A 16,091-nucleotide genomic window follows, 5' to 3' on the forward strand; every position below is an offset into this window, starting at 1 on the left:
GACCGTCAGTGGACCATTGGTTATCGGCCGACATTCGAAATTCATGATATCGGACAAACACCGATTGTGCAACGCAACAACCGTGTCGCACCGCACGTAAGGAATGTAAATAAATCAAGGATTTGGCGCGGCACCTGGAATGGTTTTCCGGGTCGCAACCTCCGCATTCCCCGCATTTCCATTAGGGGCGGGGCTGTCGTGGGGCGGCTGTCCGGTCGCCTTTGCCATTTCCTGCTCGTGTTTCATCAGATTCAGCCCTGTATGGACCAGTGCGACATGGGAAAAGCCCTGAGGAAAATTCCCGACAAGTCGCTGTGCCGCCGGGTCATATTCCTCCGAAAGCAGGCCGACATCGTTCGCCAGCGACAGCAGGCGCTCGTACATCGCGGTCGCTTCCTTCACGCGGCCCTGTAACGCCAGGTTGTCCACCATCCAGAAGCTGCATGCGAGGAACGTGCCTTCACCGGGCGGCAGGCCGTCGTTGAATTCGGTTGTTCGGTAGCGCATCACAAAACCGTCATGTAGCAGAAACTTCTCGACGCCCGCGACCGTGCCCGCGATGCGCGGGTCGGACGGCGGCAGGAAGCCGAGGAGCGGCAGTAGCAGGACGCTCGCATCGAGTTCATCGCCGCCGTAAACCTGCGTGAACGCGTTCAACGAAGCGTTATAGCCTTTTTCGCAGACATCTGTGTGAATCTGCGCGCGGACGGCGTGCCAGTGATCGAGCGGCGCCGGCAGATCGAATGATTCGGCCGATTTGATCGCGCGATCGAACGCGACCCATGCCATTACCTTCGAAAACGTGAAATGCTGGGGCCCGCCGCGCGTTTCCCAGATGCCTTCGTCGGGCTGGTTCCAGATCTTTTCGAGGTGGACGAGCATCGCGCACTGGATGTTCCACGCGGTTTCGTCCGCCTGCAGACCGCCGATGCGCGCCAGATGTAGCGCGTTCATCACTTCGCCGTAGACGTCGAGTTGCAGCTGGTCGACGGCGTTGTTGCCGACACGCACCGGTTTGGCGCCCTGATAGCCGGGCAGCCAGTCGAGTTCGAACTCCGGGAGGCGCCGCTCGCCGGCGATGCCATACATGATCTGCAACTGCTGCGGCGAGCCGGCCATCACGCGGCCCAGCCACTGACGCCACGCGCGCGCTTCGTCATAGTAGCCGCCGCGCATCATCGCGAGCAGGGTGATCGTCGCGTCGCGCAGCCAGCAATAGCGGTAATCCCAGTTGCGCGTGCCGCCGAGATGTTCCGGCAGCGACGTGGTCGGTGCCGCGACGATGCCGCCCGTCGGTTCGTAGGCCAGCGCTTTCAGCGTGATCAGCGAGCGCCGGATCGGCTCGGCCCAGCGGCCGGTGACGGTGCCGCGTGCCGACCATTCGAGCCAGTAGTTTTCGGTGCGGGCGAGCGCGGTGTGCGGATCGCGGGCGTGCGGCGTGCGCAGATGCGACGACGTGTAGGTCAGCGTGAACGGCACACGCTCACCGGCCGTCACCGTGAATTCGGCGACGGTGCGCATATTTTCGCCGCGCACGTCGATCGGTGTACGCAGCACGGCGGTGTCGGGACCGACGACGGCCTTGATGCCGCTGTCGTTGGCAAGACGGCTGACCCACGGCACGGAATAGCCGTAGTCGAAGCGCAAAACCAGTTCCATCTGCATGCGCACGGTGCCGCGTTTGCCGACGACGATCCGCACGAGTTCAGACGTGCCGTTACCCGGCGGCATGAAATCGATGACCGTGACCGCGCCTTCGGGCGTTTCGAAATCGGTCTCGAGAATCAGCGTTTCGCCCCGATAGCGGCGCGACGAGACGGGCGCCGGCGCGCCTTTGTCGACGACGGGTGCGATCAGCCAGCGGCCGTTGTCCGCGGTGCCGAGCAGGGCCGCGAAGCACGCGCCGGAGTCGAAGCGCGGCCAGCAGAGCCAGTCGACGGAACCGTTGCGGGCGATCAGTGCGGCGGTGTGGCCGTCGCCGACGAGTGCGTAGTCTTCAATGAGAGAGGGCATGGGGAGGGCGGATAAGAGCGCGTCGCAGGCGCGTTGGACAGGTCACGGGCAGCGTCATGCCGGACCGGTGTGAAGGCGTCGGATTCAACACGAAGTATGGTCAACCATGACTGGCATTCTGAAATATGGCTGCTTACAATCCGGACGTCTGACAGGTAACGGGCACTTTGGGCCCAACCTGGTGTCATGTTCATGTGTTGCACTTTTCTACCGCTTCGTATCGCTTTATACCTTTCCCACGCAACGCTGTTTTTCGAGGATTGAAGCCATGCTGAACCTGTCGAAATCGGATTGCATCACCATACTCTCCGCCGCCAGCACGCTCGCCGACGACGCGATGCTCCCGCTCGATCCTGACCAGCTTGGCCTTTCCCGCAACGGAATGGAAACGGCTGCGGCATTTCTCGTCGAGCGCGCGTGCTTCACGCGTTATCAGGAAAACGACGGTCATTATGCCGTCGGCGGCCTGTCGTTGCAGGGCAAGCTCCGCCTCGACCAGCTCTCGAACGGCTGATGGCCTGATTGTCTGGATGGGGCGGCCATCGGCGCCGCCCGTGTTCACGGTGCTTCAAGTGGTTCTACCCGACAGCGCGCCCGGAAGCGGGTGCGTGTCGTCGCGCGCCTGCGCCCGTCGGCAAACGTGCCGCCGGGTCAGAAATGCTTGCTTCCCATGTCGAAGACGCCGATGAGCCCGATGATGATCAGATACAGCGCCACGATGTAGTTAAGCAGACGCGGCATGATGAGAATGAGAATGCCGGCGATCAGGGCAACGAGCGGACCAAGACTGAGTGTGATGTTCATGAAAACTCCACGGGTTGGAACTGTTTTTGTTGAAAGTACAACCTGCCGGGCGCACGACGCGTGATGCCTCGCCTCGCATCCTGTCGCCTGTGAAACCAGCATGAATTCAGGTGCAGTAACGAACCTGAAACCTGCCTGTCAGCCTTTCAGGCTGTGCGTTCCGGTGCAACACTCCTATACTTGCCGAAGCACAAAACAACGAGATCACACGCGTGGCAGACCCGTGACACCCTGACCGGAACAACACGATGTCAAAGGAGCCCGTCATGCCTTTCCGTCGCCGCGCTGCAGCATTCGCCGTGCCACCCTCCGCATCGAAAGCTGCTTTGCTGTCTGCCCGCTCGATAATAAAAGGTTTCGCACTTATGGTCTCTATTGTTGCAAGCCAGGCATTTGCCCAGGGCGCCGCAGCCGTTCCTGCAGACGGCGTGTACGACCTGCTCGTCGGCACGTACACGGGCGGCAGGAGCGAAGGCATCTACGTGTACCGCTTCGACACGAAGACCGGCGATGTCACGCCTGTTTCCTCGGCGAAGACCGTGAACCCGTCGTATCTCGTGGTGAGCAGCGACCGGCGTCATGTGTATGCCGTCAACGAGCTGCCCGGCGACAACGGACCCGCGAGCCAGCGCGGCGGCATCAGTGCGTTCGGCTTCGATCCGCAAAGCGGCCAGTTGACGTTTCTGAACCAGGTCTCGTCGGAAGGCAACGATCCGTGCTATCTGAGCATCTCGCCGGACGGCAGGTACCTGACGACCGCCAATTACTCGGTCGCGGCCAATCCTGGCGGCAGCTTCTCGGTGTTTCCGCTCCAGCCGGATGGCCAGGTTGGCGCGGCCGTGCTGACCGTCCATCATGATGGCGGTGGCCCGGTGAAAGGGCGGCAGGACAACGCGCACGTGCATTCCACGGTCTTCTCGCCCGATGGTCGCTATCTGTTCGCGCAGGATCTCGGCACGGACAAGGTCTATTCATATCGCTACACGCCCGACGGCAGCCGCGGGTTGCTTGGCCCCACGGAAACACGCTACACGGCGATGAAACCCGGCTCCGGTCCACGTCATCTCGTGTTCGGTGCCAGCGGCAGGTATGCGTACCTGACGAGCGAGATGGCCGCGACCGTCGAAACGTTCCGCTACGACGACGGCAACCTCACGTTGCTGCAGTCGCTGCCGCTCACCAGGCCGGGCTTCAAGGGCAAGGTGGGTGCAGCGGCGATCCATCCGTCGCCGGACGGGCGCTTCGTGTACGTAAGCAATCGCGGCGACGCGAACGAGATTGTGATCTTTGCGGTCGACCCGGCAAACGGGCATCTGAAGCGGGCCGGCCATCAGTCGAGTCTCGGCGCAGCGCCTCGCGAATTCGCCATCGATCCGACGGGCAAATGGCTGATCGTCGGCAACCAGAACAGCGCGACCGTGTACGTGTTCCGGCGCGACCCGCAGACGGGTTTGCTGGAGGCGAATCCGAAGCGCATCGATATCGATTCGCCGGTGGATTTCAAGCTGATTTCGCCGGGCTGAACGAGCGGGGCACGTCGACCGACCGCGCGTCCGGGTTCAACGCGGTTTGCACAATGAAGACGTCGGTGCGCGGCACGTGGCTTCACGTCGTGTCCTCGCGGAAACAGAAACGGCGGCATCTCGAGATGAGATGCCGCCGTTTCTGTTTCCAGGCGTCGTTGTTTCCGCGAACGATACGCTACTCGGCCGGTCCAGGCGCGAGCACTTCGCGGCTACCGTTGATGCCCATTGCGGAAACCAGGCCCGCAGTTTCCATCTGCTCGACGAGACGTGCCGCGCGGTTGTAGCCGATGCGCAACTGCCGCTGCACCGACGAGATCGATGCGCGCCGCGTACGCACGACGAACGCCACGGCTTCGTCGTAGAGCGGATCGGCTTCGGCATCCGGTGCTTCGCCGAACAGGTCCTGCGTCGCGCCTTCGGTTGCCGGGCCATCGAGAATGCCTTCCTCGTATTGCGGCTCGCCGAACTGCTTCAGATACTCGACGATACGGTGCACTTCCTCGTCTTCGACGTATGCGCCGTGCACGCGCTGCGGGTAGCCGGTGCCCGGCGGCAGGAACAGCATGTCGCCCTGGCCGAGCAGCGACTCCGCGCCCATCTGGTCGAGGATCGTGCGCGAGTCGATCTTCGACGACACCTGAAACGCCACGCGCGTCGGAATGTTCGCCTTGATGAGGCCGGTGATGACGTCGACCGAAGGACGCTGCGTCGCGAGAATCAGGTGGATGCCGGCGGCGCGCGCCTTCTGCGCCAGGCGCGCGATCAACTCTTCGATCTTCTTGCCGGCGACCATCATCAGGTCGGCGAGCTCGTCGATCACGACAACGATCAGTGGCAGCGGCGCGAGCGGCTCCGGCGCCTCAGGCGTCAACGAGAACGGATTGCCGAGCTTCTTGCCGCTGGCTTCGGCGTCGCGAATTTTCTGGTTGAAGCCCGCGAGATTGCGCACGCCCACGGCCGACATCAGCCGGTAGCGCTTCTCCATCTCGCCGACACACCAGTTGAGTGCGTTCGCCGCCAGCTTCATGTCGGTGACAACCGGCGCGAGCAGATGGGGAATGCCTTCGTAGACAGACAGCTCCAGCATCTTCGGGTCGATCATGATGAGGCGCACTTCTTCGGGCGTCGCCTTGTAAAGCAGCGAGACGATCATCGCGTTGATCGCCACCGACTTGCCCGAACCCGTCGTGCCCGCGACGAGCATGTGCGGCGCCTTGGCCAGATCGGCGACCACCGGGTGGCCGGTGATGTCCTTGCCCATCGCGAGCGTCAGGTTCGAGCGCGAGTTCTGGTAGACGCCCGCTTCGAGAATCTCCGAAAGGCGGATCATCTGGCGCTTCGCGTTCGGCAGTTCGAGACCCATGCAGGTCTTGCCGGGAATTGTTTCGACGACGCGGATCGACGTGAGTCCGAGGCCGCGCGACAGATCCTTCATCAGCCCGACGATCTGGCTGCCGCGCACGCCGAGCGCGGGTTCGACTTCGAAGCGTGTGATGACAGGGCCGGCCGATGCGCCGACCACGGTCACCGGCACCTTGAATTCCTGCAGACGCTGCTCGATCAGCTGGCTGGTTTCGGCGAGCCTTTCTTCGGAGACCGGTTCGACGTCGGACGAGGTGCGTTCGAGCAGATCGAGCGACGGCAGTTCGACCATCGATGCCGCCGGCGCGTGGAATTCGAAACCGGTCGGCGCGTGGCCACGTGGCGGCGCCGGGGCGATGACGGTCGGCGCGGGCGGGGCTTCGGCGGCGGTACGGATTTCGCTGCTGGTTTCGTCGCCGGCTTCTTCTTCGTTTTCGCTGGACGCGTTTTCGACGCCTGTCGTGACGCCGGTCAGCGGCGCGCCAGGGAAACGCACGATGTTCGACGGGGCAGGGGAGTGGTCGGGCTGTGCTCCTGTTTCGGCTTCTGCTTCGGCCGCTTCGGCTGCCGCTGCTTCCTGTTCAGCCGGCTGTACGTTGACTACGTGGAGCGACGGTGCAACGGGTCGCGACGACGCGTCGTTGCCATGCGTCGGTGCAAAAACGTGATGGTGCGATGCCGTCGATGAGCCGGTTCTCAACGCTGCGACGTCATCGACGACATCGTCGAGTTCGCCGGCCGCGGTTTCCCACGGCGCGACGATGGGCGGTTCCGTCGGAGCGATGAACGCGCCGGTCACGGATGTTTCGGCGGCGGCTTCGGTAGTTGCCGGCGCAATGGCAGCAGCCTCGGTAACGGCGTGCGTGACGGCTGCGGTTGCGGATTGTGCTGCGGACGTCGTGTCGATCCCAGCCGACGTCTCGATCTGAACGTGTTCCGCCACAGGCTGGATTTGAACCGGCGTGACGTTTTCGCTCAACGCAGGCGCCGGTGTGATTTCGACGTGCGCCCCAGCAGCGACGGGCGTTACTGCCGCTACCGACGGAGTCTCGACCATTGCTTCGACCGGCGTCACTGCAGGCGGAATGTCTTCCACGCGATTCGCAGCGGACGGCCCGGCAGTCGAACTCGTATTGCCGTCGGCAGTTTCAGACGCACTGACGCGCGCAAGTCCGGCGCCGGCCAGTGTCGTCCAGCGGGCGGCGTTTTCCTCGATGCTGCGCAACGTCTCCTGCACGCTGGCGGGCGGCTGGACGCGCGGGGCGCCAGGCGACGGGCGCGAATATGCGGGGGCGCGCGCCGTGTCAGGCGCAGGGTGTTCCTGACGCGACGTTGCCGCAACGGATCCGGAGACGGGACGTGTCGAGCCGGTCATCGATGCGCCACTCGCCGCAGCAGCGCCTGCGCCACGCAAGCCGGCCAGCGCCGAACCCGCGCCAGCCGCTGCGCCGGCGTGCACGCCAGCTTGCAAGGCATCCTTACTGGATCGGCCCGACACAGCGCCAGCTGCAGACGCATTCAGGGGCGTCGTCGCCGGCTGATCGTGCAGCCAGCCAGCGGGCGCCACCGGCTCGGAAGGAGTCCACGACGTGGCGCGCGTGTTCTGTCGCGGCGGCATCATCGAACCGGTGCGGCCTGAAGCGCCAGTCTGCGCAGCATCCGCTGCGCGCGTGTCGGTGCGCGTGCCCGGAAATCGGCCAGCGCCGGCTTGTGAGCCGGAAGCGCGCGCTTCACCCATCGACGTCGATGTAACACCCGCAACACCCGAAGCAGCCCCGCCAGCCGCCGACCCCCGCCCAACCGCCGGCGGTCGCCAGCCGACCGGCCGCGCGTAGCGGCCTTCGGACTTCGGCGACATCGTACGGGTGGCCGTAGCCATATGCGTTGACTGGGCATCACCAGCGCCAGCAGCACCACCACCGCGCCGCGAGCGCGGACGCGCTTCGTCATCGCGCTTCGAGAACGGACGCGACAGGCCGAGGCCAAATGCGCCGTCGGCCCACACCGCAGCCTGTGTCCAGCGAAAGCCCACGAGCCACGGCACGCACACGAGCAGCAGCGCGGCCATCACGAGCGGCGTCCCGATCGGCCCGAGCAGATGCCCGAACCCGGACGCCATCGCGTGCCCGAAACCGTTGACGCCGTCGATATGAACCAGCGAGGCTTCGAGCGTGCAACTCGTCACCATCACACAGACGAAGCCGAGCCACAGACGGATCGTGCCCGGACCGCGCAGCCCGGCGCCGCCGGGCAGAACGGATTTCACGAGACGCCACAAAAGGGGAAGAAGCCAGACGGCCGACCCGCCGAACCAGCTGAAAACTGCCGTGTGCATGCTAGACATCAACGAATGACGGACGCTCGAAAACGCAATCCGCCGAGTTTAACCGGTGAAGCGGGACGCCTCGAAGACAGGTGCGCGGGCGCAGGGGCAGAAGTGCGGCCAGCGCAGCAAGCCGGCGCACATGACAGCCGCCGACACCCGCCGCGCTGGCCGTCGACGCGGCATCCGTCATGCGAGCGTTCATTGTTCGCGTCGCGTGAAAGTCAGCGTGTCGCCGTTTTCGGGAATCAACTGTAGCTGTTGCGGCGCGCGCATCTGCACGCCGGTACGGTCGATATGTGCGAGCGCGTCGAGGTACGCGCTTTCGATCTGGCCGCCCGGCGTCATGCACGCCATCCGCGTACCGGCCAGCGGCCCGAACGACAGCTTGCCGTCCTTCAGTACGTACGTGCCCATATAGCGGTTGCAGCCGGAGAAGCCGCTCGCCCGCCGCTGGCCGGTGGCTGTCGAAAGCGCCAGCGTCACCGGTTCGCCGTTGTCGCCGTGTGGCACATTGCGCATCGCGCCGTCCGCCTGCTTCCAGCTGGTCAGTTCCCAGGTGGTATCGTCGAGCAGTTGGGTTGCGGCCGGATTGAACGGGTCGGGTGCTTCGGCCGAGGCGTCGGTGTGCACGGGGAGCGAGCAGGCGGTCAACAGGCACGCGAGGCTCAGCGGGGCGACGTAATGCGCAACATGTCGCGTGAAAGACCGGAGGGCCATGGCGTCGTTCCTCTTCAAAACTGGCGAAGGCGTAAGGGTATCGCACTCGGCAGGCCGCGCGCGAGCGCATGTTAACATTGCGTACCCTCTTTTTTTCACAGATTCCTCTCTGGAGATCTCATGCAGATCGGTCAACGGATCGGCACGCCGCTGTCGACATCCGCAACGCGCGTCATGCTGCTCGGCGCAGGCGAACTGGGCAAGGAAGTCATCATCGCGCTGCAGCGTCTTGGCGTCGAAGTGATCGCCGTCGACCGTTACGCCGATGCGCCCGGCCATCAGGTTGCGCACCGCGCGCACGTGATCGACATGACCGACAGCGCCGCGTTGCGCGCACTCGTCGAGCAGGAAAAGCCGCATCTGATCGTGCCGGAAATCGAGGCCATCGCCACCGATGCCCTCGCCACGATCGAAGCCGACGGTCTCGCCGTCGTGATCCCGACCGCGCGCGCGACCCAGCTGACCATGAACCGCGAAGGCATCCGCCGTCTCGCAGCCGAAGAACTCGGTCTCGCCACCTCGCCTTACGCATTCGCCGATTCGCTGGATGAACTGAAGGCCGGCATCGCGAAGGTGGGTTATCCGTGCGTCGTGAAGCCGGTGATGTCGTCGTCGGGCAAAGGGCAGTCGGTGTTGAAGAGCGACGCCGACGTCGAACCCGCCTGGCAATATGCGCAGGCGGGAGGGCGTGTGAAGGGCGGGCGCGTGATCGTCGAAGGCTTTATCAACTTCGACTACGAGATCACGCAGCTGACCGTGCGCGCAATCGATCCGGCGACGGGCGAAAACAGCACGTACTTCTGCGATCCGATCGGTCACGTGCAGGTCGCGGGCGACTACGTCGAATCGTGGCAGCCGCAGCCGATGAGCCCGGTCGCACTGCAGCGTTCGCGCGAGATCGCGCATCAGGTGACGGCGGCGCTCGGCGGTCGCGGCCTCTTCGGCGTGGAACTTTTTGTGGCTGGCGACGACGTATGGTTTTCGGAGGTGAGTCCGCGTCCGCATGACACGGGGCTCGTTACGCTGTGCTCGCAACGCTTTTCGGAGTTCGAGTTGCACGCGCGCGCGATTCTCGGTCTGCCGGTGGATACGTCGCTGCGGGAGCCGGGTGCGTCGGCGGTCATTTATGGCGGGCTTGAGGAAACGGGCATCGCATTCGAAGGCGTCGCTCAGGCGCTGGCCGTGCCGAACGCGGATCTGCGGCTCTTCGGCAAGCCGGAGAGCTTCACGAAGCGCCGCATGGGCGTGGCGCTTGCCACCGGCGCGACCACCGACGAAGCGCGTACGCGCGCGAAACAGGCCGCCGCGGCTGTGCGGCCGGTGTCGGCGAAATAGACGGGTGAACGGCGCGGACATTCGGGTCGAATGTTCGCGCTGGCAGGTGAATCTGGAGGTACCAATATGAAGCCCGCGACCGATGTGCATGCCGCGCAGGCTGAAGCCCAGATGGCGTGTCGAACGGGCGCTGTCACGAACACGGCCATGCGTTTTCAGATGCAGCGACGGCGCAACAATCTCGTTCGCTGGAGCGTGCTGATGGCGCTGTGCGCGGGACTTGCCGGCTGCGGCCTCGCCGCGGCACCGTGCCGGATCGCTTCGGCGGGGTTGAAGATCGTGCCGGTGGTCGGCCACGTGGCGGCCGCGCCGACCGACGCCTGCGCCGATGTGATCGATCCCTGATCTGATGACGCGCCGTCGTCTCTCGCAGTTTGATCTGGGGAATTCGATGAAAACGGGATTCGGGGTTGCATCGGCTGTGCTGGGTGCGGTCGTGTTCTGTCACGCGGCGTCGGCCGAATCGTTTCGGCTCGCGGAAATCCAGCCGAAGGACCGTCATACGAGCAAATACACCTGCGCGACCGGCCGGGTCCTGCAGGTGACGTACTGGAATACGGCGAATGGACAAAGCTTCGCGCTTGTGCCCGTCAAGGGGCAGCAACTGCTGTTCGTCAATACACTGTCCGCCTCGGGTGTGAAGTACCAGGCGGGCAGCTATACGTGGTGGACCAAGGGTCCGCGCGCTGATCTCTACGACGCCATGAACGGCGAGGACGCGCCGCCGGTCCTGTCCGACTGTGTGACCATCATTCGCTAGTCCGCGCGTTTTTCCGGCTGTTTACGTGATGCGGCAGCGTGCCGACGCATGTCGCCGTTTTTTCTTCCTGTCCGCGCCGCGCTGCCCGCTTGCGCGCATCTTTCGCCTTCCAGTAGTAAGCTGTCTGACTCGTGCGCCCGACCGTTCCGCTGGCCCGCGCGGCGCGCACGTCATCGTCTTCGCCCTAGTCTGTCCGTTCCGGATCACATCGCGCAGGCCGTGCCCGCGTCCGTTCATCAAGCGAGACTCTCAATGAAAGCTTCAGATCTGTTCGTCAAGTCACTGGAAGCTGAAGGTGTCGAGTATGTGTTCGGCATCCCCGGTGAAGAAAATCTCGATCTCCTCGAATCGCTGCGCCGTTCGAAAATCCGTCTGATCCTGACGCGCCATGAGCAGGCCGCCGGCTTTATGGCGGCTACTTACGGACGTCTGACGGGCCGCACGGGTGTGTGCCTCGCAACGCTCGGTCCCGGTGCGACCAACTTCGTGACCGCTGCCGCCTACGCGCAGCTCGGCGGGATGCCGATGCTGATGGTCACAGGGCAAAAGCCGATCAAGTCGAGCAAGCAGGGGCACTTCCAGATCGTCGACGTTGTGCGGATGATGGAACCGCTCACGAAGTACACGCGGCAGATCGTGTCGATCGCAAACATTCCGGCGTCGGTGCGCGAGGCCTTCCGGCAGGCCGAAGAAGAGCGGCCGGGTGCGACGCATCTCGAACTGCCGGAAGATGTCGCGCACGAAGAGGGCGACGGCAAGCCGATTCCGAAAAGCTACAGCCGTCGTCCGGTGGCTGAAGAGAAGGCCGTGGCGCACGCCGTCGAAGCGATCATGAAGGCGAAGCACCCGTTGCTGATGATCGGCGCCGGCGGCAACCGCAAGACGACGACGCGCATGCTGCGCGAATTCGTCGACCAGACCGGCATTCCGTTTTTTACGACGCAGATGGGCAAGGGTGTGATCGACGAATCGCATCCGATGTGGCTCGGCAACGCGACCCTGTCGGACGGCGACTTCGTTCATCGTGCGATCGACCATGCCGACTGCATCATCAACGTCGGCCACGACGTGATCGAGAAGCCGCCGTTCTTCATGCGTAGCGGCGAGGCGGTAGAGAAGACCGTGATCCACGTGAACTTCCTCGGCGCCGAAGTCGATACGGTGTATTTCCCGCAGATCGAAGTGGTCGGCGATATCGCGAATGCGGTGTGGCAACTGAAGGAGAGCCTGAAGCAGCGCCAGGAGCATTGGGACTTCACGCGTTTCAAGGAGATCAAGGAGCACTTCGAGGCGCATCTCGTGAAAGGGCAGCACGACGACCGCTTTCCGATGTATCCGGTGCGTATCGTCAACGACGTGTACGAGACGACACCCGTTGACGGCATCGTGTGTCTCGACAACGGCATGTACAAGATCTGGTTCGCGCGCTACTACCGTGCGCACGAGCCGAACTCGCTGCTGCTCGACAACGCGCTCGCTTCGATGGGCGCGGGGTTGCCGTCGGCGATCGCGACCAAGATCGTGCATCCGGACCGCAAGGTGATGGCCGTGTGCGGCGACGGCGGCTTCATGATGAACTCGCAGGAACTCGAAACGGCGGTGCGGCTCAAGCTCGACCTCGTGGTTCTGATCCTGCGCGACGACGCATTCGGCATGATCCGCTGGAAGCAGGAGAACATGAACTTCCCCGATTACGGGATGACGCTGCGCAACCCGGATTTCGTCGACTACGCGAAAAGCTACGGCGCGCAAGGCCATCGAATCGAAGCGGCGTCCGAGTTCGCGCCGCTGCTGCGCGAATGCTTCGCGACGCCGGGCGTGCACGTGATCGATCTGCCGATCGACTACTCGGATAACGAACGCGTGCTGAACCGCGAGATCAAACGGTTGAGTGCACAGCTTTGAAACTGCGCGTGCATTGCACGCTGCATCGTTTAAAGGAGAACGCGCCATGCTGAAGAAGTCTTACCCGTACTACCTCGCGAACGAACCGGTCGCGGCGAACACCGATCTCGAAGTCACCGATAAATTCAGCGGCGAAGTCGCGACGCGCGTCGCGCTTGCCGATGCAAAAGCTATCGATAAGGCGATCGGCGCGGCCGTCGACGTGATGCCCGCGATGCGCGATTTTCCGCCGTTCAAGCGCCAGGCCGTGCTCGAACATTGCGTGGCGCGCTTTCGCGAACGCTACGACGAACTGGCGATGGCGCTCTGCATCGAAGCCGGCAAGCCGATCAACGATTCGCGTGGCGAGGCCACGCGTCTGATCGATACCTTCAAGGTGGCGGCGGAAGAATCGGTGCGCATCGATGGCGAGATCGTCAATCTTGAGATTTCGCCGCGTGCGAAGGGCTACCACGGGTACACGAAGCGCGTGCCGATCGGTCCATGCTCGTTCATCTCGCCGTTCAATTTCCCGCTGAATCTGGCCGCGCACAAGGTCGCGCCGGGGCTCGCCGCGGGTGTGCCGTTCGTCTTGAAGCCGGCGAGCCGCACGCCGGTCGGCGCGCTGATCATCGGCGAAATTCTCGCGGAAACGGATCTGCCGAAGGGCGCGTTCTCGATCCTGCCAGCTCATCGCGACGGCGCCGATCTGTTCACCACCGATGAGCGTTTCAAGCTGTTGTCGTTCACCGGCTCACCGGCGGTCGGCTGGGATCTGAAGAAGAAGGCCGGCAAGAAGAAGGTGATTCTGGAACTGGGCGGCAACGCGGCGGCGATCGTCGATGGCGACCAGCGCGACAAGCTCGATTACGTGGTCGACCGGCTGGCGTTCGGCGCGTTCTATCAGTCGGGGCAGAGCTGCATCGGCGTGCAGCGCATCCTGATTCACACCAGCATCTACGACGCTCTGCGCGAGAAACTGATCGCGAAAACGAAGTCTCTAAAAATGGGCGATCCGAAGGACGAAAAGACCTTCGTCGGACCGATGATCTCGGAGTCGGAATCGAACCGGCTTGCCGGCTGGATGGAAACGGCGGTGCTGGCGGGCGCGAAAATCGTCGCGGGCGGGAAGGTCGACGGCGCAATGTTCGAAGCGACGCTGCTTGAAAACGTGCATCGCGACCAGGACCTGTACCGCAAGGAAGCGTTTGGGCCGGTGGCGATTCTGGAGCGCTTCGAGAAGTTCGACGACGCGCTCGCGACCGTCAACGACAGCGATTTCGGCCTGCAGGCCGGCGTATTCACCGATTCGCTCGCGCATGCACATCAGGCGTGGGATCGGCTCGACGTGGGCGGCGTCGTGATCAACGACGTGCCGTCGTTCCGCGTCGACAACATGCCGTACGGCGGCGTCAAGGATTCAGGTCTCGGACGCGAAGGCATTCGCTACGCGATCGAGGACATGACCGAAATCCGCCTGATGGTGATGCGAGAGACGTGGTGAGTGGGCAATTTTTCTGGCGTTTTATGAGTGATTGCCCGTGCTTCGGCGAAAAAGGCCGTCGTCACGCAACTGTCGCCTGACCGCAGTACGCTCGGTGCGCCGGGATCTGTCCCCGGCGCTGATCGAGAGCAATGCGGCGCCTGTTGCGCGGCGCAGAGCAGAAAGCCGGCGGGTGCGCCATGAGTGTTTTTGCTGAAGTGCTACAATACCGCCCTTTCCGGCGGATGTTTCCGCCGGCCGGAGCCGGCCGCATTCTTTCCCCAAGTTCATTCGGGTCCCGTGCGGCATGCCGTGGCTCCGCCTTCATCCTGATGCCCTCCGCGGCCTTGCCCGCTGCCACGCTTACCGCGCAGGCGCATTTTTAGCGAAAGCCACCATGTCCGACACAGCCGTCACGCCCAGCACCGAAACACCGACCTTCGACCAGTTCGGCCTTCACGCCGACATTCTGAAGGCCGTCACGGACTCGGGCTACACGACGCCGACGCCGATCCAGGCACAAGCCATTCCCGTTGTACTCGCGGGCCGCGACGTCATGGGCGCCGCGCAGACGGGGACCGGCAAGACCGCGAGCTTCTCGCTGCCGATCATCCAGCGGCTGTTGCCGCAGGCCAGCACGAGCGCCTCGCCCGCCCGCCATCCGGTGCGCGCACTGATCCTCACGCCGACGCGCGAACTCGCCGACCAGGTCGCCGCGAACGTGCAGTCGTACGCGAAGCACACGTCACTGCGGAGCGCCGTGGTGTTCGGCGGTGTCGACATGAATCCGCAGTCGGCCGAATTGCGGCGCGGCGTGGAAATCCTGATCGCAACGCCTGGACGCCTGCTCGACCACGTCCAGCAAAAGACGGCCAATCTCGGCCAGGTCCAGATTCTGGTGCTCGACGAAGCCGACCGGATGCTCGACATGGGCTTCCTGCCGGACCTGCAGCGCATCCTGAACCTGCTGCCAAAAGAACGTCAGACGCTGTTGTTCTCGGCCACGTTCTCCGGCGAAATCAAGAAACTCGCCGCGACGTATCTGCGCAATCCGCAGACGATCGAAGTCGCGCGCAGCAATTCGACTGCGACGAATGTGACGCAGATCGTGTTTGAAGTTCCGGAAGGCGACAAGACCGGCGCGGTCGTGAAACTGATTCGCGATCGCAGCCTGAAACAGGTGATCGTGTTCTGCAACAGCAAGATCGGTGCGAGCCGCCTCGCGCGTTCGCTCGAACGCGACGGCGTGGTGGCGACCGCCATTCACGGCGACCGCACGCAAAATGAGCGGATGCAGGCGCTCGACGCGTTCAAGCGTGGCGAAATCGAAGCCCTGGTCGCAACCGATGTGGCGGCGCGCGGTCTCGACATCGCCGAATTGCCGGCCGTGATCAACTTCGACCTGCCGTGGAACCCGGAAGATTACGTGCACCGTATCGGCCGCACAGGCCGCGCGGGTGCGTCGGGCGACGCGCTGTCGCTATGCAGCCCGAACGAGCGCAAGCAGCTGGCCGACATCGAGAAGCTGATCAAGCGTCCGCTCGACGTGCAGCATCTGACGGTGGATATACCCGTGCGGCACCATCACGAAGAACGCGGCGGCCGACGCGAACGCGACGAGCGTCCCGCGCGTCGCCGTACGACGGGCGGCCCGACATCGTTCGACCGTCCGCATCATCATCGCCACGCGGCACCGCCCGTCGACGATTTCTTCCTCAAGCCCTACGAGCCGTCGCCTTCCACGAAGAAGCCGGAAGACACACCGGCCGCGCCGCAAAAGCCCGTTTCGAGGCAGCCGCTGGCTGCGTTGCTGGGTGGCCTGGGCATGCCGCGTAAGACGACGTCTTCCTGAGTTTTCGCGATATCGCGTGGTTTTCTTCA

The 16,091-nt window shown here is 63.8% G+C and carries 12 protein-coding genes; 8 read left to right on the plus strand and 4 right to left on the minus strand.

What is annotated here, in order from left to right:
• Window positions 1-114: 114 nt before the first annotated feature.
• Entirely contained in the window at window positions 115-2,013 is a 1,899-nt protein-coding gene (locus tag P3T21_RS21280) for a glycoside hydrolase family 15 protein (protein ID WP_429257925.1), read from the minus strand.
• Window positions 2,014-2,281: 268 nt separating this feature from the next.
• Here P3T21_RS21280 and P3T21_RS21285 point away from each other — a divergent pair, with 268 nt between their 5' ends.
• Window positions 2,282-2,527: a hypothetical protein gene (locus P3T21_RS21285; protein ID WP_429257926.1), complete on the plus strand. Its 246-nt coding sequence runs from the start codon at window positions 2,282-2,284 to the stop codon at window positions 2,525-2,527.
• Between the two features lie 137 nt (window positions 2,528-2,664).
• Here P3T21_RS21285 and P3T21_RS21290 read toward each other — a convergent pair whose 3' ends face one another.
• A complete protein-coding gene (locus P3T21_RS21290; protein ID WP_429257927.1) occupies window positions 2,665-2,817 on the minus strand; it encodes a DUF3096 domain-containing protein in 153 nt (50 codons plus the stop codon).
• 365 nt (window positions 2,818-3,182) lie between these two features.
• Here P3T21_RS21290 and P3T21_RS21295 point away from each other — a divergent pair, with 365 nt between their 5' ends.
• On the plus strand, window positions 3,183-4,340 hold the full coding sequence (locus P3T21_RS21295; protein ID WP_429257928.1) for a lactonase family protein: 1,158 nt from the start codon (window positions 3,183-3,185) through the stop codon (window positions 4,338-4,340).
• A gap of 178 nt (window positions 4,341-4,518) precedes the next feature.
• Here the strand turns inward: P3T21_RS21295 and P3T21_RS21300 are convergent, their stop codons facing one another.
• On the minus strand, window positions 4,519-7,971 hold the full coding sequence (locus P3T21_RS21300; RefSeq protein WP_429257929.1) for a DNA translocase FtsK: 3,453 nt from the start codon (window positions 7,969-7,971) through the stop codon (window positions 4,519-4,521).
• A gap of 258 nt (window positions 7,972-8,229) precedes the next feature.
• Entirely contained in the window at window positions 8,230-8,748 is a 519-nt protein-coding gene (locus P3T21_RS21305; RefSeq protein ID WP_429257930.1) for an META domain-containing protein, read from the minus strand.
• 120 nt (window positions 8,749-8,868) lie between these two features.
• On the opposite strand from P3T21_RS21305, the gene purT reads away from it, so the two are divergent.
• The 6 genes from purT (at window position 8,869) to P3T21_RS21335 (ending at window position 16,062) form a co-directional block, all read left to right on the plus strand.
• The gene (purT, locus tag P3T21_RS21310; protein WP_429257931.1) at window positions 8,869-10,083 is read left to right on the plus strand and encodes a formate-dependent phosphoribosylglycinamide formyltransferase; all 1,215 of its coding nucleotides are present in this window, start codon (window positions 8,869-8,871) and stop codon (window positions 10,081-10,083) included.
• A 159-nt stretch (window positions 10,084-10,242) separates the two neighbouring features.
• Complete coding sequence (locus P3T21_RS21315) at window positions 10,243-10,428, plus strand: DUF6726 family protein (protein ID WP_429258031.1); 186 nt, start codon at window positions 10,243-10,245, stop codon at window positions 10,426-10,428.
• A 46-nt stretch (window positions 10,429-10,474) separates the two neighbouring features.
• Window positions 10,475-10,843 carry an MliC family protein gene (locus P3T21_RS21320; protein WP_429257932.1) on the plus strand — a complete coding sequence of 123 codons (369 nt, stop codon included), beginning with the start codon at window positions 10,475-10,477 and terminating at the stop codon, window positions 10,841-10,843.
• A gap of 252 nt (window positions 10,844-11,095) precedes the next feature.
• Window positions 11,096-12,748 carry an acetolactate synthase large subunit gene (locus P3T21_RS21325; RefSeq protein WP_429257933.1) on the plus strand — a complete coding sequence of 551 codons (1,653 nt, stop codon included), beginning with the start codon at window positions 11,096-11,098 and terminating at the stop codon, window positions 12,746-12,748.
• A 46-nt stretch (window positions 12,749-12,794) separates the two neighbouring features.
• Window positions 12,795-14,231: an aldehyde dehydrogenase family protein gene (locus P3T21_RS21330; RefSeq protein WP_429257934.1), complete on the plus strand. Its 1,437-nt coding sequence runs from the start codon at window positions 12,795-12,797 to the stop codon at window positions 14,229-14,231.
• 376 nt (window positions 14,232-14,607) lie between these two features.
• A complete protein-coding gene (locus tag P3T21_RS21335; protein ID WP_429257935.1) occupies window positions 14,608-16,062 on the plus strand; it encodes a DEAD/DEAH box helicase in 1,455 nt (484 codons plus the stop codon).
• Window positions 16,063-16,091: the final 29 nt, after the last annotated feature.

This window comes from Paraburkholderia sp. GAS334 (genome assembly GCF_050436625.1).
Lineage (GTDB): Bacteria > Pseudomonadota > Gammaproteobacteria > Burkholderiales > Burkholderiaceae > Paraburkholderia.